This is a genomic window from Qipengyuania atrilutea, from assembly GCF_013370205.1.
GTDB classification, from domain to species: Bacteria; Pseudomonadota; Alphaproteobacteria; order Sphingomonadales; family Sphingomonadaceae; genus Actirhodobacter; species Actirhodobacter atriluteus.
Window position 1 is genome coordinate 563332 of the sequence record NZ_JABWGV010000003.1, and the last position, 19106, is coordinate 582437.

At 61.6% G+C, this 19106-nt stretch carries 16 protein-coding genes; 6 read left to right on the forward strand and 10 right to left on the reverse strand.

Annotated features, from left to right (window positions below; all coding sequences use genetic code 11):
* The first annotated feature begins 93 nt into the window (after nucleotides 1-93).
* From HUV48_RS10740 to HUV48_RS10750, 3 genes are read left to right on the forward strand one after another with little or no spacing between them, the layout of a single operon-like run.
* Nucleotides 94-936: an arginyltransferase gene (locus HUV48_RS10740; protein WP_176267752.1), complete on the forward strand. Its 843-nt coding sequence runs from the start codon at nucleotides 94-96 to the stop codon at nucleotides 934-936.
* The gene (locus HUV48_RS10745) at nucleotides 824-3127 is read left to right on the forward strand and encodes an autotransporter assembly complex protein TamA (protein ID WP_176267753.1); all 2304 of its coding nucleotides are present in this window, start codon (nucleotides 824-826) and stop codon (nucleotides 3125-3127) included. Before HUV48_RS10740 ends, HUV48_RS10745 begins: the two co-directional genes overlap by 113 nt.
* On the forward strand, nucleotides 3127-7365 hold the full coding sequence (locus HUV48_RS10750) for a translocation/assembly module TamB domain-containing protein (protein ID WP_176267754.1): 4239 nt from the start codon (nucleotides 3127-3129) through the stop codon (nucleotides 7363-7365). The genes HUV48_RS10745 and HUV48_RS10750 overlap by 1 nt, the downstream gene beginning before the upstream one ends.
* Nucleotides 7366-7384: 19 nt before the next feature.
* Here the strand turns inward: HUV48_RS10750 and HUV48_RS10755 are convergent, their stop codons facing one another.
* From HUV48_RS10755 to HUV48_RS10785, 7 genes are all read right to left on the reverse strand, one after another.
* Nucleotides 7385-8650 (reverse strand): DUF1996 domain-containing protein, encoded by a 1266-nt coding sequence (locus HUV48_RS10755; protein WP_176267755.1) that lies wholly within the window; start codon nucleotides 8648-8650, stop codon nucleotides 7385-7387.
* Nucleotides 8651-8732: 82 nt separating this feature from the next.
* Nucleotides 8733-9353: a lysozyme gene (locus HUV48_RS10760; protein ID WP_176267756.1), complete on the reverse strand. Its 621-nt coding sequence runs from the start codon at nucleotides 9351-9353 to the stop codon at nucleotides 8733-8735.
* Nucleotides 9354-9498: 145 nt separating this feature from the next.
* A complete protein-coding gene (gene glnA / locus HUV48_RS10765; protein WP_176267757.1) occupies nucleotides 9499-10908 on the reverse strand; it encodes a type I glutamate--ammonia ligase in 1410 nt (469 codons plus the stop codon).
* A gap of 65 nt (nucleotides 10909-10973) precedes the next feature.
* On the reverse strand, nucleotides 10974-11312 hold the full coding sequence (locus HUV48_RS10770) for a P-II family nitrogen regulator (RefSeq protein WP_176267758.1): 339 nt from the start codon (nucleotides 11310-11312) through the stop codon (nucleotides 10974-10976).
* A gap of 197 nt (nucleotides 11313-11509) precedes the next feature.
* A complete protein-coding gene (gene argC, locus HUV48_RS10775; protein WP_176267759.1) occupies nucleotides 11510-12442 on the reverse strand; it encodes an N-acetyl-gamma-glutamyl-phosphate reductase in 933 nt (310 codons plus the stop codon).
* Nucleotides 12442-12810, reverse strand: coding sequence for a hypothetical protein (locus HUV48_RS10780; RefSeq protein ID WP_176267760.1), 369 nt, complete (start codon nucleotides 12808-12810; stop codon nucleotides 12442-12444). The genes argC and HUV48_RS10780 overlap by 1 nt, the downstream gene beginning before the upstream one ends.
* A 94-nt stretch (nucleotides 12811-12904) precedes the next feature.
* A complete protein-coding gene (locus HUV48_RS10785; protein WP_176267761.1) occupies nucleotides 12905-14305 on the reverse strand; it encodes a leucyl aminopeptidase family protein in 1401 nt (466 codons plus the stop codon).
* A gap of 72 nt (nucleotides 14306-14377) precedes the next feature.
* On the opposite strand from HUV48_RS10785, the gene map reads away from it, so the two are divergent.
* Nucleotides 14378-15202: a type I methionyl aminopeptidase gene (gene map, locus HUV48_RS10790; RefSeq protein ID WP_176267762.1), complete on the forward strand. Its 825-nt coding sequence runs from the start codon at nucleotides 14378-14380 to the stop codon at nucleotides 15200-15202.
* On the opposite strand, the gene HUV48_RS10795 is transcribed toward map, so the two are convergent.
* Together HUV48_RS10795 and ccmA are read right to left on the reverse strand one after the other, a co-directional pair.
* Nucleotides 15199-15855: a heme exporter protein CcmB gene (locus tag HUV48_RS10795; RefSeq protein WP_176267763.1), complete on the reverse strand. Its 657-nt coding sequence runs from the start codon at nucleotides 15853-15855 to the stop codon at nucleotides 15199-15201. The genes map and HUV48_RS10795 overlap by 4 nt on opposite strands.
* Entirely contained in the window at nucleotides 15852-16448 is a 597-nt protein-coding gene (gene ccmA / locus HUV48_RS10800) for a heme ABC exporter ATP-binding protein CcmA (protein WP_176267764.1), read from the reverse strand. Before ccmA ends, HUV48_RS10795 begins: the two co-directional genes overlap by 4 nt.
* A 58-nt stretch (nucleotides 16449-16506) precedes the next feature.
* Between ccmA and HUV48_RS10805 the strand changes: the two genes are divergently transcribed.
* A complete protein-coding gene (locus tag HUV48_RS10805) occupies nucleotides 16507-16812 on the forward strand; it encodes a 4a-hydroxytetrahydrobiopterin dehydratase (protein ID WP_176267765.1) in 306 nt (101 codons plus the stop codon).
* Here HUV48_RS10805 and HUV48_RS10810 read toward each other — a convergent pair whose 3' ends face one another.
* A complete protein-coding gene (locus HUV48_RS10810) occupies nucleotides 16813-17616 on the reverse strand; it encodes an SDR family oxidoreductase (RefSeq protein ID WP_176267766.1) in 804 nt (267 codons plus the stop codon). It abuts the gene before it with no gap.
* Nucleotides 17617-17786: 170 nt separating this feature from the next.
* On the opposite strand from HUV48_RS10810, the gene HUV48_RS10815 reads away from it, so the two are divergent.
* On the forward strand, nucleotides 17787-19100 hold the full coding sequence (locus tag HUV48_RS10815; protein ID WP_176267767.1) for a NupC/NupG family nucleoside CNT transporter: 1314 nt from the start codon (nucleotides 17787-17789) through the stop codon (nucleotides 19098-19100).
* Nucleotides 19101-19106 lie beyond the last annotated feature (6 nt).

A 19106-nucleotide genomic window follows, 5' to 3' on the forward strand; every position in this document is an offset into this window, starting at 1 on the left:
TAATGGGGTTTTGAGTTGGGAACGAAGTCCTTTAAGAAGGTCTTAACAAAATATTACCGACTCATTTCGAACCCGTAAGGCTGATAATCTCACGTGACTGCCCCGATACGCTTTCCCCGATTTTTCGTCACCAGTCCGGCTCCGTGTCCGTACCTCGAAGGGCGCACGGAACGGAAGGTGTTCACGGAACTGAGCGGAGCGAATTCGGACGAACTCAACGAAGCGCTGGGGCGCATCGGGTTTCGCCGCAGTCAGACGGTCGCCTACCGGCCCAGCTGCCTCGACTGCAACGCCTGCGTATCGGTGCGCCTGATTGCGGACGAGTTTCGCGCCTCGAGCAGCCAGAAGCGCAACCTGAAGCAGAACGGCGATCTCGAAGCTTCCGAATGCCGCCCCTGGGCGACCGAGGAACAGTTCGAACTGCTTCAACGCTACCTCGCCGTGCGTCACCCAGGCGGGGGCATGGCGACCATGGAAGACACCGACTATGCCGACATGATCGAGCATACGCCGGTTTCCAGCCAGGTCATAGAGTACCGCGAACCCACTGACGGCAATGGAAAAGGCAGGCTGGTCGCGGCGTGTCTTACCGACTATCAGGGCGATGGGCTGTCGATGATCTACAGCTTTTATGATCCATCGCACGAGGGTCGCTCGGGACTTGGAAATTACATTATCCTGGATCACATCCGCCGTGCGGCGCAGATGGGCCTGCCCTACGTATATCTGGGATATTGGGTCAACGGCTCGGACCGGATGCAGTACAAGGTGCGCTACCGCCCGATGGAACGCCTCACCCGTGACGGGTGGGAGCGGATGGGCAATGACGAGCAGTCGCGGCTTATCGCTGCTGCAACCGCCCCGCGCACGCCCGCTACACGCGAGCCGCGTCCGTCCAAGGACGGCAACAGGGTCACAAGCGAAGTCGAGCAATAGGCAATTCGCCGCCGCATTCGTTGCTTGTCTGCTCGCCTCGACGGCGGCGGCTGAGGCAAAAGCGCAGGACTACGACGCCCCGCCTACTCTTGAAGAACTGATACCCGATCGCGCGGTCGAAAACCCGGAAGAATGGGCGCTCGAAGGCGCTGCGCCCGAAGACCCGCAAGCGTCGCAGCCAGCCGAACAGAATTCGCTCGATTTCGGCGAGCCCATAGCGGACGACATCGACCTCGCGGCACCCGAATTCGATACGCCAATGGCCGATTTGCCGCTGCTCGGTCTCGAATGGCCGGACGAACTCGAACTCGCCGAACTCGAACCGGTGGAGCCTGTGGACGGCGAAGAGACGGTCGATTTCGCCGCGCTCGATCTGACACCGCTAAACCCGATTACCGACGCGCAGCTTTTCCGGCTTAGCGACGAATTGGCGCTCGCTTTCCCCGATGACGAGGATGCATTTCCCGAACGCACGGAATTTCTCGAACGTTTCGAAGAACTGTCGACGGTCGAGGAACTGGACAGCGACGAAGACAACGTAGCGCAGCTTTCCGCCCGGGCGCGCGAGGATGAGGAACTGCTCGAAACGCTGCTCAGGATTTACGGCTATTACGATGCGGAAATCCTGCGCAGCGTTGGATCGCCAGCCGCGAATGCAGAGAAGGCTGCGCCGCCCCCGTCGGTCCGTTTTGATATCATCCCCGGCGTTCGCTACCGCGTTGGCGCCGTCGATCTGGGGCAGCTCGACACCGCGGTCGATGCCGAGGCCTTGCGCACCGCCTTTGGTGTATCGAGCGGCGATTACCTGTCGAACGATGTCATCGTCGCGGAGCGTGCGGACCTCATCGCTACGCTCGGCGAGACGGGCTACGCATTTGCTGAGGTGCCCGAGCCGGAATTGCTCATCGATCATGCCCGCGAAGAAGGCGACTTATCGATGCCCGTCGAACCGGGAGGGAAGTACGCTTTCGGCGGGATCGAGAGCAATCTTCCGCGCTTCCTGCCGGGCGATCACCTTGAAGGCATCGCGCGCTTCGATCCGGGTGATGTCTATCAGCAGAGTCTGCAGGAAGATCTGCGCCGGGCGATTATCGCTACCGGCCTCGTGTCCTCGGTCGAGATTACGCCGCGCGAACTACAGCCCCCGATCGGTTCGGCGCCCGGCGAGATCGTGCTCGACGTCGATCTATCAAGAGCGCCCGTGCGGACCATCGCCGGGGCGATCGGATACGGGTCGGAAGAAGGCTTCCGCATTCAGGCGAGCTGGGAGCACCGAAATCTCTTCCCGCCGGAAGGGGCGCTGCGCCTGCGCGGGGTCGTGGGTACGCAGGAGCAGCTTGCGGGCATTACCTTCCGGAAAAGCAATTTCGGCGGGCGCGACCGGATCCTGACGCTGGATGCCTATGCCAGCACCATCGACAGTCCGGCTTTCGATGCGAACACCGCATCGGTGATCGCGACGTATGAGCAGGCATCGACGCTGCTGTTCCAGAAACCGCTGAGCTGGAGCTTCGGGTTCGAACTCGTGGCGACGGACGAGCGGCAGGCGCCCGTCGACGGCATTGCGCTGCCGCGCGAAACTTACCTCGTCGCAGCCCTGCCGGTGTCCGCTCTCATCGACACGACCGACAGCCTGCTCGATCCGACGCGCGGGTTCAGGCTCGGCGGCCGCCTGTCACCGGAAGTATCTCGCAGTCAAGGGACCGAAAGCTTCTACCTGCGCAGCCAGGTCGATGCGAGTTACTACCAACAGGTCAACGACCGGGTAGTGCTGGCAGGGCGGACAAGGCTTGCGAGCATTCCCGGGGCTCCGATCGACCAGATCGCGCCGTCGCGGCGGCTTTACGCGGGCGGCGGCTCTTCCGTCCGCGGCTACGGTTTCCGCGAGATAGGGCCGAGCAACGCGATCGGCGAACCGAGCGGCGGGCGCTCGCTCGTCGAGTTATCCTTCGAAGCGCGCATCCGCACCGGACTGTTCGACGATTCGGTTTCCGTGGTTCCCTTCATCGATGCGGGCTCCATTGGCCGCGACCAGCTTCCCGACTTCGACCGGATCAAGGTCGGCGCCGGGGTCGGCCTGCGCTACTACACGAATTTCGGTCCCATTCGGGTCGATTTCGGCGTGCCGCTAAACCCGGACCCGGACGATAGCCCATTCGCCGTTTACGTCTCGCTCGGACAGGCGTTCTGATGAGCGAGGCGGTAGATACAACGGCGGCGAACGAATTCTCGGCAAACGAAGAGCCGGGCACACCGCGCCGGTCGAAGCGCAAACTCGCGCTCAAATGGTTTGCCGGGATTGCCGGTCTGCTGCTGCTGGCGGTTGCCGCTCTTCTGGTCTTCATCAATTCGGATGCGGGGCGCCGCTACGTCGCCGAGCGCATCGCGGAATACGAAATGCCGTCGGGTCTCAAGGTCGAAATCGGCCGGATCGAAGGCGACATCTACGGCTCATCGGTGCTGTACGGCGTCGCGCTGTCAGATCCGCAAGGCGTCTTCATGCGCATTCCGAGGGCCGAACTCGACTGGCGCCCACGATCGTGGCTGTCGAACCGGCTGGACATCCGCTCGCTAGCAATCCGGGAAGGAACGCTGCTTCGATGGCCAAAGTTCATCGATAACGAGGACGACGGACCGATCCTGCCCGACTTTGATATCCGCATCGACCGACTCGTAATTGACGATCTTCGGCTTGCGGAGGGACTGTTGGGCGAAAGGGCGCAGCGCGTCAATTTGCTTGCGCAGGCGCGCGTGGACGAGGGAACGCTGCTCCTGAAAGCCAATGGCAGGCTGGGCGAGCGTGACCGAGTTTATCTCGATCTGGACGCGCGGCCCGATGACGACCGCTTCGATCTGGCGCTGGATTACCGTGCGCCGGAAGGCGGGGTCGTCGCAGGACTTCTCGGCGTAGCGGCGGATTACCGGGCCATTGCTACAGGCGAGGGGCGGTGGAGCAACTGGCGCGGCGCGCTACTGCTACGTCGTGACGAGGAACGCCTCGGGGCGTTCCGTCTCACCAATCGTTCGGGGCGGTTCGGACTGGTTGGTCAAGCGAACCTAGAAGATATTACGAGCGGATTGGCGCAACGCGCTGCCGGGAATGTCACCTCTATCGCCGCCTTCGCCAGCATCGCCGAACGCGTGATCGACGGCGAGTTCGGTCTGCGTTCGCGGGCGCTCTCGATCAAGGGCGAGGGCAGGATCGATCTGGCGCAATCGCGGATCGACAATCTCTCGCTTGTCGGCGACGTGCGCGATCCCGGCCTTTTCGGCTCGGGGTTCGCCCTCGAGGATGCTCGCTTTCGCGCACAGATCGACGGACCGTTTTCGCAGCTTGAAGGCGAACATACGATCATCGTCCCCCGCCTCGAAGCGGGGAACGTAGTGTTCGAAAACCTCGTGCAGGAAGGCGTATTGTCCCGCGAGGAAGGCATCTGGCGCGTACCGCTGTCCATCGAGGTCGGGCGAGTGCGTACCGGCCAGCCGTTTTTCGACCCGCGGCTCCAGAACGGCACGCTTCGCGGCACGCTGACGCTGAACGGCAACCGCCTGCTCGGCGAAGACCTCGCCTTGTCCTTCCCCGAAACGAGCGCGCGGCTGACCTTGGCCGGCGATCTCGCGCGCAGTCAGTACCGGATTGCCGGTCCGGTTCGTTTCGAGCGCCTTCTTCTCGAGAACATCGGCCGTGCGAGCGGCACTGCGCGGATCGATGCAGTGCTTCGGGCGGGACGTCCGTGGCGGCTTCAGAGCATCATCGACGGCGTGGTCGCACCGGTAACAAACGGCACGCTCGCCAGCCTTGCCGGTGAACGCATCACCGCGAACGGCGGCTTGGCCATCGGCGGTGGGCAGCCGCTGACGTTCCGCAATGTCTCGCTCGCCTCGCGCCAAGTGACAATGAACCTGGACGGGCAAATTACCGGCGAAGGAACGAGCGTTGCGGGAACGGGCCGGCACCAGCGCTTCGGGCAATTTACGGTAGAGGCTCTGCTCACGCCGAGCGGACCACGCGCTGCCTTCGTCTTCGCCGATCCTTTCCCTGCCGCCGGGCTGCGCGACGTGCGTCTGGCGCTTACCCCGACCGAACAGGGGTTTGCGATCGAAACGGAAGGTCAATCGCTTCTAGGACCGTTCGACGGTACGATCGGCCTGCTGAGCTCGCGCGGCGGCGCGACGCGGCTATCGATCGAGCGGTTGAACGTCTGGGAAACAGCGGTGCGCGGGCAATTGACGCTGGTTCAGGGTGGCGTCGACGGCACGCTTTCGTTGATCGGCGGCGGCCTTGACGGCACGATCGGGCTCGAAGTCGTTCCTGCAGGACAGCGGATCGCGCTGGACATCGAGGCACGCAATGCGGAGTTCGGAGGTACCACGCCGATTGCGGTCGCGCGCGCCGATATCGAGGCAACCGGCGTGTTGGGCGCGCGTAGCACCATTCAGGGGAACCTGACGGCGGACGGTATATCTTACGGCCGGCTGTTCGTCGGCCGGCTCGCAGCGCGCGGCGAGCTGGAAGACGGTGTCGGCGAAGTGACCGCATCAATTTCGGGACGGCGCGGCGCCCGCTTCAATCTTCAGATGAACGCCGGGATCACGCCCCAGCGGGTCGCGTTTGCAGCGAGAGGCGCGTTTGCCGGGCAGCAGATCACGATGCCGCGCCGCGCTGTTCTGGTGAAGCAGGATAGCGGCGCGTGGCGGTTGCAGCGCTCGCAAGTGAGTTACGGCGACGGACGTCTGATACTCGAAGGTCTGCTGGGCGGCGAGAGCGGGTTGCAATTACGGGCCGGTCTGTCTCAAATGCCCCTGTCGCTTATCGACATCGCAGTTCCCGATCTCGGGCTTGGCGGCACCGCTTCGGGGGTCATCGAGTTCCGGCAGGGCAATTCGGGCCTTCCGGTCGCCGACGTGCGGGTCAAGATTGATGACCTTACGCGGTCGGGACTGGTCCTTTCGTCGCGGCCTATCGACCTGGCGCTCGTCTCGGAGCTTACGGAGAACCGTTTGGTCGCGCGCGCGGTACTCTCGGAAGCTGAGGAAAGAAAAGGGCGGCTGCAGGCCCGTATCAGCAATTTGCCGCAGTCGGGCGTGCTTGGTGAACGCATCCGCAGGGGGCGCCTGTTCGCACAGCTTCGCTATCAGGGGCAGGCATCTGCCTTGTGGCGGCTGACCGGAGTCGAAGCGTTCGACCTGACCGGCCCCGTGAGCATCGCAGCCGACGCCCGCGGAACGCTCGCCGATCCGAGCGTGCGCGGTTCGGTCGAGAGCGACAACCTGCGTGTCCGTAGTTTGATTTCAGGTACAGACATCAACAATGTCGCGATGAACGGCAGCTTCAGCGGATCGCGGCTGCGCTTGCAGCGCTTCTCGGGCACGACTGCAGGCGGCGGACGCATCACCGGCAGCGGCACCGTGGACTTGCAGGGGCTCGGAGAGCGGGTCGAAGGCCGCATGATCGAGATACGCGGACCGAAGCTGGACCTGAGAGCATACGCGGAACGAGCGCGCCTGGTGAATGCAAACGGCCTCAGCGCAACCGTCAGCGGACCGCTTCGTATCGTATCGAACGGACTCGGCGGCACGATCGCCGGACGCGTAGAGATCATACGCGCGAGCTGGTCGCTCGGCACCGCTGCAGAGGATGCCGCTCTGCCGCGCATCGTTACACGCGAGGTGAACGTACCGGCGAATGTCTCCGCTGCGGTCGCGCCTGGTCGCCCCTGGCGCTATCTGATCGACGCGCAGGGCAACAACCGCATCAATGTCGAGGGTCTCGGCATCGACAGCGAATGGGCAGCGGATATCGTGATCCGCGGCACGACTTCAGACCCGCGGATCGGCGGGAGCGCCAGCGTCGTGCGCGGCAATTACAGCTTCGCGGGTACGCGCTTCGATCTGACACGAGGGGAAATTGCCTTCGACGAGGACGTACCGATTGATCCCCGCCTCGATATCGAGGCCGAAACGCGCGAAAACGGCATAGAGGTCACTGTCGACGTTACCGGCAGTGCGCAGGAACCCGAAATCTCATTCCGGTCCGTACCGAGCCTGCCGGAAGAAGAGATCCTCTCGCGCCTCCTTTTCGGCGGTTCGATCACGTCGCTCTCCGCGACCGATGCTCTGCAACTGGGGTCCGCGCTCGCGTCGCTCAGAGAAGGTGGCGCCGGGCTCGACCCGATCAACCAGTTGCGCAGTGCGATCGGCCTCGATCGGTTGCGGATCGTCAGCGCGGACGCGGCTCTCGACCGGGGAACCGCGATTGCAGTCGGAAAGAATATCGGACGCCGCTTCTACATAGAGCTGATTACCGACGGACGCGGATATAGCGCGACCGAGGTCGAGTTCCGCGTCACGAGTTGGTTATCTCTGCTCGCAAGCGTATCGACGATCGGGCGCGACAGCGTCGTGGCCGAAATCAGCCGCGACTACTGACGCGCCCATGGTCTTCAGATTAGTGACCGGCGTGCTTTCCCGGCCGCGGGGGGACTGGGACGAGATGCGGCGTATCGACTTTATTGTGATAGTGCTTGTTGCGCTTCATGATGGTTCCGTTTCCTAGGTCACCATCGGAGCAATTCAGCATCTTATCGATACAATTGTCCTGCCAGGTGTCGAGTGCTTCGTCATTCCAAGCACCTAGCCAATCGGCATGAAACGTATAGCCTGGCTCCCGGAACTCTTCCGGTGCCATGTGATCGCTCGCATAATGCCAGTTACTGGGCTTGTCGCCAGCTTCGATATTGTATCGAACGATTAGCGAAAAAGCTGGCAACACGTACTTGTGACTTGCCGGACACGATGCCTGACCCGTCATGCGATTGCGAACGCTGTAAGCGGTGTGGCTCCGGTAGTCCGATGCGCTAAGCGATTTACCGTCCCAACAACCCGGGGCTGTGATCCGGGCATGGAAAACCGAACCGGCCGGACAATCCGCCAGGACCTCCGACATCGTACCTTTTTTATTGTCACAGCTGAATTTCGTCGGGTTGTACTGTTTCTCGTTCTTTTTGGCGGCGTCCCAACCGAATATGTACGACAAGCCCCGTGGAATGCGTGCTGGCGTGTTCTCGAACCTGTTGAACCAAGGGTCGTTAGCTGGCCGGCGCTTGTAATATACTCCAATATATTGCGGCTGTACGACCCGGCCGTCTCCCGTCAGAAGAGCTGGTATCCAGTAAGCTGAACGGTTGAGATCGTTTGAGCACGTGCTCTCGCCCGAGGCACGCAAACTTTCATACGTGCTGTTTTCGTCTGCATTCAGATTGCCAAAGAACTGATGCAGGTGGCTAGCGCCTTTCTGGCCCGGATAAACCAACGGGTCATTGTAGGCGAGATGCCCAGTCGAACAGACGAAGCGAAACGCACCGACGACATCCGGTGCCGCGCTTTTCGCTTGGCGAAGGGGGCCGATAGACCCTTCGAAGTCGAGCCCGTCAGATACCTTTCCAACTTGCCCCGCAGTACGCGCAACTGCATTTGCAGGCTTAGCCGGAGCAGCCTTGGCCGGATCGCGCTCCAGTTTTTCGACAGCATCACGAAGTTTGCCCATCGCGTTATCGGCCATGTCGAGAGCGAACCGCAATTGCGAAATCGCCGGATCGTACTGTGCAGGATCATACTGAGCCGGATCGACCGGTCGTTCCTGTTCGGACAGGGCGGGGGTAGCGGCGAGTAACGTAGTCGATAGCAAGGCAGTAAGGGAAATGCCGAATTTCATAAGTAAAGAGCCTCCAAACGTCGCGAACGCCCCTATCGGGGTGCTGCAATAGGGTAAATGAACGGGAGCCTGCTGTGCGGCTTTACGAAAGATTCCCGCGGTAGAGCGCAGCTTCGCAGGTGCGGCGGCGTGTCAATCCGCGCAAGACGCGCCCCGCAGCCATGTTCCAGCGTGCGAATTCCGCCGTGGCGCCTTCATGGTCGCCAGCGATATGTTTGCGGGTCAACGTCGCGCGGGCAATTGCGCCGGTATTGTAGTGAAAGCTGACGAGCGCATCGAACTGATGCTGAGGGCAGCGGGTCTGACCAAGGGCTTCTGCAACTTCTGCGCTGTATTTCGTCAGATCGGTTTCCAGGCGCGCATCGCACTCGGCTTGGGTCCAGACCGTTCCCGGACCGATCCCGGGACCCGTAGCGCCCCAGCCGATCGTCCACGGCGCGGCGCCTGTAGCTGGGTCAGGGTATGCTTCGACAAGACCGTCCGTACGTAGCTTCGCGCACCCTTCGAACCGTTTGATGAGCGCGATGCCTTCCGGTCCGATCCGAGAAATCGGGTTTAGATGCCGGTTGTCGTCTTCTTCCGAATTGCGGCTATCATCCCCAGTCATCGCGTCGATCGCACTGTCCAGCGCTGCTACTTCGCTTTGGCGAAAGCCGCGACCAATTATGCGCCGTACGACGTCGAACAGATGTTTTTTTTGCAAGGCGGGCTCCTTCGATGCGAAAAGAAGGCGCGCTATTAGACAGATGGAACGGTAGTAGGAAAACGGTTTGTTCTGGTTTCATTCGTTGCAAACAAAAAGGGTGCCGGACCGCTCCGACACCCTTCCGTTAAAGTATTTCGTTAGATCAGGCGCTGTAATACATATCGAATTCGACTGCACTCGGAGTGGTTTCCCAGCGAATGACCTCGTCCCACTTTAGTTCGGTGTAGGCCATGATCTGGTCTTTGGAGAATACGTCACCGGCCAAGAGGAACTCGTGGTCGGCCTCGAGAGCCTCCAAGGCTTCCCGCAGGCTCGCGCAGACCGTCGGCACGTCTGCGAGTTCGGCCGGCGGCAGATCGTACAGGTTCTTGTCCATGGCTTCGCCCGGATGGATCTTGTTCTGAATCCCGTCCAGACCCGCCATCAGGAGCGCTGCATAAGCGAGATACGGGTTCGCCATTGCATCGGGGAAGCGGAACTCGACGCGCTTTGCCTTGTCGCCCGCGCCATAGGGAATGCGGCACGATGCCGAGCGGTTGCGCGCAGAATAGGCGAGCAGCACCGGCGCCTCAAAACCAGGGACCAGCCGCTTGTAGCTGTTGGTCGTCGGGTTGGTGAAAGCGTTCAGTGCCTTGGCGTGCTTGATGACACCGCCGATGTAATAGAGGCAGTTGTCGCTAAGACCTGCGTAGCCGTTGCCGGCGAAGGTCGGCTTGCCTTCGTCCCAGATCGACATGTGGGTGTGCATGCCAGAGCCGTTATCATCCTTGATCGGTTTCGGCATGAATGTCGCGGTTTTGCCGTAGGCGTGCGCTACCTGGTGCACGACATACTTGTAGATCTGCATCTGGTCGGCAGTCTGTACGAGCGTCGAAAAGGTCAGGCCAAGTTCGTGCTGGGCTGCGGCGACCTCGTGGTGATGCTTGTCGCAGTCGAGACCCATTTCGAGCATCGTCGAGACCATTTCGGCGCGGATATCGCCTGCGCTGTCGACCGGTGCGACCGGGAAGTAACCGCCCTTGGCCCGCGGGCGGTGTCCCATGTTGCCGCCTTCGATTTCCTTGCCCGAATTGGTGGGAAGTTCGATGTCGTCGATCGCGTAACCAGATCCGGCATAGCCATCTTCGAAGCGCACATCGTCGAACATGAAGAACTCGGCTTCGGGGCCGACGTAGATCGTGTCGCCGATACCGGTCGACTTGAGGTAAGCCTCGGCGCGCTTCGCGGTCGAGCGCGGGTCGCGGGAGTAGAGTTCGCCAGAGGAAGGCTCGACGATATCACAGAACACGATCATCATCGAAGTCGCGCTGAACGGATCGATGTAAACGCGCTCCAGATCCGGCTTCAGGATCATGTCGCTTTCGTTGATGACCTTCCAGCCGGCAATCGACGAACCGTCGAACATCAACCCGTCTTCGAGTTCATCCTCGCCAAGAGCACCGGACGCCATGGTCAGATGCTGCCACTTGCCCTTGGGATCGGTGAAACGCAGGTCCACCCATTCGATTTCTTCGTCTTTGATGCGTTTCAGCACGTCAGTTGCGTTAGACATTTTCCTGTATTCTCCATGTGAGATAAGCGTTGGGGTGGGTCGAGTTTATGGGGAAAGCAAGTCCCCTAGATTGCGTCGTCGTCGCGTTCTCCGGTGCGGATACGCAGTGCGGTTTCGATCGAGGAGACGAAGATTTTTCCGTCTCCAATCCTCCCGGTCTGGGAAGCTGCCCCGATGGCTTCTATCACACGCTCCGCAATGCCGTCGCTGACGACGACTTCAAGCTTAACCTTCGGAAGGAAATCAACGACATATTCGGCTCCGCGGTAAAGTTCCGTATGCCCTTTCTGACGGCCGAACCCTTTGGCTTCGGTCACGGTGATGCCCGATACGCCGATTTCGTGCAGTGCTTCCTTGACCTCGTCGAGCTTGAACGGCTTGATGATGGCTTCGATCTTTTTCACGTCGTCCTCCGCCCTTTCATAATAATTTATACAAGAAACGTGCCAATTACGCGCTGCGTGCCACGTATCTCGGATGCGAAGCATATCGGCGAGTCGCTCGTCCGGAAGAAAGCATAGCGACGACGAAGCGGTCACGCCAACTTGAGTGTCCTGCCGGAATCATGTGCACCGGCCTGCCTACTTTTTTAGCATCGCGATCAGCGATCGAGCTTCAACCCTGTCGTCTCGGGCAGACCTGCCATGAGATTCAGGTTCTGAACCGCGGCGCCGCTTGCGCCCTTTCCCAAATTATCGAGCCGAGCAACGAGACGGGTGTTCCATCCTCCCTTGTTCGCAAAGACAAACAATTCCATACCGTCGTTGGGTAAAGCATCGGGTTCGATAATGAGTTCATTAGGCAAATTGGCTTTGATGACCGAAACGACCGGCGCGCTATCATAGAACTCGCTCAGTGCCTCTTGCAGCGCATTAGCGTGAGGCTCCATTTCCATTGCCCCGAGGTGCAGCGGTACCTCGACGATCATTCCGCGAAATACCGGTATTACCGCGGGCGCGAACAACACTAGATGCGTGAGGCCTGCATGCGCCTTCATTTCAGGCAGGTGCTTGTGCGACAGATCGTAGCCATAGGCACGAAAGCCCGGAGCGTTTCCACTTTCGTACCGTTCGATCAAGGCCTTGCCGCCGCCTGAGTAGCCGCTCACCGCGTTGACCGTGTAAGGCCAATCCGCTGGTAGAAGCCCTACACGGACAAGCGGAGCTACGAGCGCGAGGAACCCTGTCGGGTAGCAGCCAGGGTTGCTGATCCGCTTGGCATGAGCGACGCGATCCGTCCCGATAAGTTCGGGAAAGCCGTAGGTCCAACCCTCGGCCACCCGGTGCGCGCTCGAAGCATCGATGACCCGCGTCCTATCGTTCTCGATCAAGGCAACCGCCTCGCGTGCCGTATCATCGGGCAGGCAGAGGATCGCTACATCCGCGTCGTTCAGCGCTTCGCGCCGCGCCGCCGCGTCCTTTCGCTGGTCCTCATCCAGTATAAGGAGTTCGAATTCATCGCGGTCTGCGAGCCGCTCGCGGATCTCGAGACCGGTCGTGCCGGCGCCTCCGTCAATGAATACCGATAGTGCCATCAGTCCCTATCGGGGGGCAGGAGCTGGGAGAGCTGTACGTAACCGCTCGGTCCGGCGGGTCCGCGGCAGGCCCAGCACCAGTCACCCAGCAAATCCAGTATTTCGAGGGTCTGATGCGCGCCGATGTCGGCGGCAACCGAAGCATCGTCGGAAGGCTGCAGCATGAGCCGCGCACCGCCGACCCCGGTCTTGCGCAGGTGAGGCACGACGTAATGCGCCGCAAGATGCGTACCGGCGAGCGCGATATGCGCCAGATCACCGCGCAGGGGCAGGCTGCCCGGCTCGGGCCGCGCGACCGGTCCAGTCAGGCCGAGCGGATGCTCGGGGAGTTTATAATCGGACTCTACAGTCAACTCAGCTTTGCTCATTCAGCGATCGAGGTGGGCAACAACGCCACGCGCCGCCCGCTTATAGCGCAGCGCGCCTTGCGGCAAGGTTGCAGCATTCGGTTACCACAAAAGCTCAATTGGTAGCGTAGCGAGCGCGCAGCATGTGATACGCGGCGCGCAGTCCATAAGCCGCGCCGCCCTTCGAGCGGCCCGGCTTGGGGAACGGGCGCCAGCCGAACGTGTCGAAATGCGCCCACTCGATACCTTCGCCGACGAACTTGTCGAGGAAGAGGCCGGCCACGCTTGCACCGGCGTAGGAATTGCCGTGGGCATTGTTCGTGTCGGCGATATCGGACTTGAGCCACTCGGCGTAAGCCTCGGGAAGCGGCATGCGCCAAGGTGCGTCGTCATGCTCGCGTCCGGCCTTGATCAGGTCTTCCGCAGTCTCGTCTTTCCGCGTCATGAGGGCCGGAAAGTCCGGGCCGAGGGCTACGCGGGCCGCACCCGTCAGCGTCGCGAAATCGATCAGCAGTTCCGGTTTCTCTTCGCTCGCGCGGGTCAACGCATCCCCGAGAATCAGACGGCCCTCAGCGTCCGTGTTGCCGATTTCGACCGTAATGCCCTTGCGGCTTTTCAGAACGTCACCCGGGCGGAAGGAATTGCCCGAGATGGCGTTTTCTACGGCCGGAACGAGCAGGTGGAGCCGCACCGGCAGCTTCGCTTCCATGATAAGCTGGGCTAGTGCGATCGCGTGCGCCGCGCCGCCCATGTCCTTCTTCATCAGCATCATGCCGCTGGCCGACTTCACGTCCAGCCCGCCGCTGTCGAAGCACACGCCCTTACCGACGACTGCAATGATCGGGTCGGTTTCCTTGCCCCATGTCAAATGCAACAAACGCGGGGCGTGATGGCGCGCGGCAGCCCGGCCGACGGCGTGAATCATGGGGTAATTCTGTTCGAGGGTGTCGCCGCGCGTTACCTCGAGCGAGGCGGAGTAGCGCTTCGCCAAGCGCTCTGCCTCTTCTTCGAGAGCAGCCGGTCCCATGTCCTCTGCCGGCGTATTGATCAGATCGCGCACGAGGAGTTCGGCTTCGGCTTCGATTACCGCCGTATCGATCGCACTTACCTGCTTGGTCAGAAAGATGCGCGGGTCGGTCGCATCGTCGTCCTTCGTGTAGCGGTCGAAGCGGTACTGTGCGGTAATCCAGCCGAACAGCGCCGGCGCTACGCCCTTGTCGATTTCGTCTTCAGCGAGCCTATAGGTGCCTGCTGGAAGCTCTTCTGCCAGTTTGGCAAGACACCACGAGGACAAGCTTTTCGGATTGGCGACGCCGCCTACCGCGAACCATCCGTCGTCATCGGGTACAATGCCGACCTGATAGCCGCCCCCGGTGAACTTCTGCGCTTCGAGAACCGCGCGCTGCGTTCCGGTCAGGCTTTTGGCCCATTCGGAAAAACCGTCCGAATTGACGAGATGAATCGCTTTTGCGTCCTGGCCGCGGTCGGCCTCGATCAATGGGGTCTTTTCGCTCATACCAAGCCTATTAACGGATGACGGCGATGTTCCAAGCTCGCATTTGCGCGAAAAAAGGACTACATGCCGGCCATGACCGAATATCAAGTGATCGAAAGCGACCAGACCGTCTACCGCGACGGGACTATCAAGCTGCACGGACCCGAAGGGTTCGAGGGAATGCGCAAGGCCGGCAAGCTCGCTGCGAGTATCCTCGACGCGCTGGTGGACGAGGTAAAGCCCGGGGTAACGACGGCTGCGCTCGACGATATCGTCCGCGCCATGACGCTCGATGCAGGTGCGGTTCCGGCCACAATGGGATATCGCGGATATGCGCATAGCTGCTGCATTTCGGTCAATCATGTCATCTGCCACGGCATCCCGTCCGAGAAGGCTCTCAAGGATGGCGACATCGTTAACATTGATGTCACACCCCTACTTGATGGGTGGCATGGCGACACGAGCCGGATGTACCTCGTCGGCGACGTACCTCTCAAGGCGCGCCGGCTGGTCGACATAACGCACGAATGCCTGATGCTGGGAATTGAAGCTGCCAAGCCCGGAGCCCGGCTCGGCGATATTTCCGCTGCTATTCAGCGTCATGCTGAGGAACACCGCTACGGCATCGTGCGCGAATTCTGCGGCCACGGCGTGGGCCGGCTGTTTCACGATGCTCCCGAAGTCGTCCACGCTGGCCGCGCCGGTTCGGGACCGGAGCTCAAGCCCGGCATGTTCTTCACCATCGAACCGATGATCAATCTCGGCAAGCCGCAAGCGAAGATGCTGCGCGACGGATGGACGGCCGTTACGCGCGACCGCTCGCTATCGGCGCAGTTCGAACATTCGATCGGTATCACCGAAAGCGGCGCAGAAATCTTCACGCTGAGCGAGAAGGGCTTGCACAAGCCCCCTTACTAACCGTCGCGCGCGGCGCGGATCGCCGCTCCCGCCGCGAAGGGTGCAACGGCGCATAGGGCGAGGCTGATTGCGGCTGCCAGCCATACCGCAGACGTATCGGGCCGTGCGAGTGCTCCTGCACCGAAGATCAGGATCGGAATGGCGAGCGGGATAACGAGCAACCCGGCCAGCGCCGCTCCCCCGCGCAGGCTCGCTGTCAGCGCCGCGACCGCCAGTCCGATTGCCGCGAGCCCCGGGGTTCCGGCAAGCAAGCCGAGCAGCAGCGTCAAGAGCGTACCGCTTTCCAGACCGATCAGTGCGGCAGCGGGAAGGCTCGCGGCGAGCAGCAGCGGCCCGAAACTCAGCCAGTGCGCAGCAAGCCTGGCGGCCATCGCCAGTTCCTCACTTATGCCGCGCAGATGAAGCTGGTCGAATACGCCTGCCTTGAGATCGTCCGCAACGAGACGCTCCAGTGGCAGGATCGAGGACAGCAGCGCCGCGACCCACAGGATGCCGCCGCCTGTACGCACCAGCAGGCTCGGAGAAGGCCCGATGGCGAAGGGATAAAGGATTGCGACAGCGAGGAAGAACAGCACGGCAAGCAGAGTTCCGCCGCCCCGCCTGCCGGGAAGCAGATTGCCGAGATCGCGGCGTAAGAGAAGCCCGAACGTCACAGGGCAAACTCTTCAAGCGCGAGCGTTTGCGCATTGTTCATCGCGAGCGGCTGGTGCGATGCGGCAATGCAGATCCCGCCTGCACTACGATGTTCGTCGACCAACGGAGTAACCAGCGCCTGCGCTTCGGTATCGAGGCCGTTAAGCGGCTCGTCGAGCAACCATATGTCAGCTTCGGATAGGATGAGCCGCGCCAGCCCCGCGCGCTTACGTTGCCCGGTCGACAGATAGCGCACCGGCACGTCGAGCAGCGATGTGAGTGACATTTGCTCGTAGACTGCGTGTGGCTGTTCCGCACAGTCAAGCCGATGCCAGAAGGTCAGCGCTTCGCGCAGGCTGCACTCGGGATCGAGAGCGAGGTTCTCGTCCAGCAGTGCGCAGCTACCCTTCCGCTCCACGCTCCCTCCGTAGGGCCGCAGCAGACCGGCGAGAACGCGCAGCAAGCTCGATTTGCCGGTACCGTTCGGACCTGTCACAAGACATGCGTCTCCCGCGCCAAGGGTCAGATTCAAACCGCGGAAAAGCAGGCGATCGCCGCGACGGCACGCCAGTCCTTTCGCTTCGATAGCTGCCGCGATGCCTGCCCCTTGCATGGGAAGGCGCGATAGGCGAAAGCCGAAAGCGCGACAAGCGAGGCAAGAAAGGTGGGCTATGGCGGTTGCGGAACTGACTGAAAGCGAACGCGAGGTATGGCTGCGCACGCTCTCGAACTGGACGCTTGCGCGCGAGGGGAAAGCCATTCAGCGCAACTTCGAGTTTCCCGATTTTAACGCGGCCTTCGGGTTCATGACCAGGGTCGCCTTGCTGGCCGAAAAACACGACCATCACCCCGAGTGGTTCAACGTCTACAACCGGGTCGAGGTCACGCTGACCACGCATGATGCGGGCGAAAACGGCGGGCTTTCGCACCGCGATGCCAAGATGGCGAAGGCGATGGACGCGCTGGCCGGTTCCTGATCAGCGGCCCATGGCACCAGCCGAACGGCGCGACATCTTGCGAAGCCGCCCCGGCATCCAGCGGGCGGCAAAGCCAAGCCGCTTGGCGGTCTTGCCGACCCGCGTATGCAGCTTCTCGCCGTGTACGGCATCCCACGCCGCGTCCGCGACTTCGGAAACCGGGGTAATTTCCAGACCGGCGTCGCGGACGCGCTGCCGGATATCGTCATTGGCCTTCGCGTTCGGTGAGTGGTCGAGTAGCGGCGTATCGATGAAGCTCGGCATGATCGAGCGTACCTTAACGTCGAATTCCGCCCATTCGGCATCGAGCGACTCGGTGATGCCGCGCACGCCGAATTTCGTCGCCGAGTAGACCGAGGCGCCTGACGTTCCATAGATACCGGCGGCGCTAGCGGTAATCAGCATCGAGCTGCCCGGCGCACTCTTCAGCAAGTAGGGCAGGGCGGCCTGCGCTCCGAACAGCACGCCTTTCAGGTTCACGTCGAGACAGCGCTCGATTTCCTCGACGCTGTTCTCGCTAAGCGAACCGCCGAGCGGTACGCCCGCATTGTTCGCAAATACGTCGAGCCTGCCGCTGGAAACTTTGGTAAAGGCGGCGAGCGCCTCGTCCCATGCCGCCCGGTCGCGAACGTCGAACTTATGGGTGAAGCTTTGCCCACCCAGAGCACCGGCAGTTTCGGCCATTCCGGCGGCATCGACATCGCCGAGGCCAACAAACCAGCCTTCGCGTGCGAATCGCTGGGCAATCGCGCGGCCGATGCCGGATGCTCCGCCGGTTATGAATATGGATTTCTGGTTCGACATAGCCGCTCTCCCGCTTTTCTTTTGATGGCCGCCTACAACGAAAAAGGCGCCTTGGAAAAGGAAACTGCGAATGGCTCCCATGGAGGGGTGCAATCGCGTTTGACTAGGCGCCGCGCTTTCGCACATAGGCTTGCGCGGGGGCTGCGTGGCAGCCGTGCGAGGGAAACATTTTGGCTCCGATCCTCATCAATTTCGTCGGCATTGCCGTCATCCTGTTGATCGCGTTCCTGCTGTCTACGGGCAAGAAGCGGATACGGCCGCGGATCGTCCTGTCCGCTTTCGCGCTGCAGGCGGTACTCGCTTTCATCGTACTCAGGACCCCGTGGGGTGTCGCCGGCATCGGCGCCCTGTCAGATGGAGTGGCGGCGCTTCTGTCCTATGCCGATGCCGGTACGGCATTCCTGTTCGGAGCAGACAACCCCCTCGCGAATACCTTCGCTCTCGGTGCATTGCCCGTCATCATCTTTTTCGCATCGCTCGTATCCATTCTCTACTACCTGCGCATCATGCAGCGCATCGTGCGCTGGGTCGGCGGAGCGATCGGCTGGGTAACCGGCGTCAGCAAGGTCGAGGCGCTTGGCGCTGCGGCCAACATCTTCGTGGGACAGTCGGAAAGTCCGCTGGTCGTCAGGCCGTATCTTGCCGGCCTGTCCCCCTCGCGCCTGTTCACCCTGATGAGCGTCGGCATGGCGGGCGTGGCAGGCACCATCTTGGCTGCATATGCGGGGCTTCTCGGCAGCGAATATCTACCGTTCCTACTCGCAGCGGCGTTCATGTCGGCGCCTGGCGGCATCCTGATGGCGAAGATCATCATGCCCGACGATGACGAACCCTCGGCCGCCGCTGAAGGCAAGATCGCGCTTCCCGACACGCGGGTCAGCGCCGAAGGGCCGGCCGCAATTACCGAAAGCGGGCGCGCGCACGAAGTCGAGATGGCAGAAAGCTTCGAAGATGGGCAGAAGCCTGCCAACGTGATCGAAGCGGCCGCGCAAGGCGCACAGACCGGCGTCAAGCTGGCAGTGGCCGTGGGGGCAATGGTACTTGCATTCGTTGCCTTGGTCGCGCTTGCCAACGGGCTTCTGGGCGCAGTCGGCGGCCTGTTCGGCTACGAGCAATTGTCGTTCCAGATGGTTCTCGGTTGGATCTTCGCGCCGGTAATGGTCCTGCTGGGGATCGACTGGCAGCAGGCGCAGGTCGCAGGCGGGCTGTTCGGCACGAAGATCGTGCTTAACGAATTCGTCGCTTTCATCGAATTGGGGCAGCTCGATGCTACGGTTCTCGATGACCGGACACGTGCCATCGTCACCTTTGCTTTGTGCGGCTTTGCCAATTTCAGCTCCATTGCCATCCAGCTCGCAGTTACCGGCGGGCTCGCACCTAACCAGCGTCCCGTCATCGCCCGGCTCGGTCTGCGCGCGCTTGCAGCCGGCTCGCTCGCCAATTTGATGAGCGCCGCGCTGGCAGGATTGTTCCTACCCTATTAAAGCATC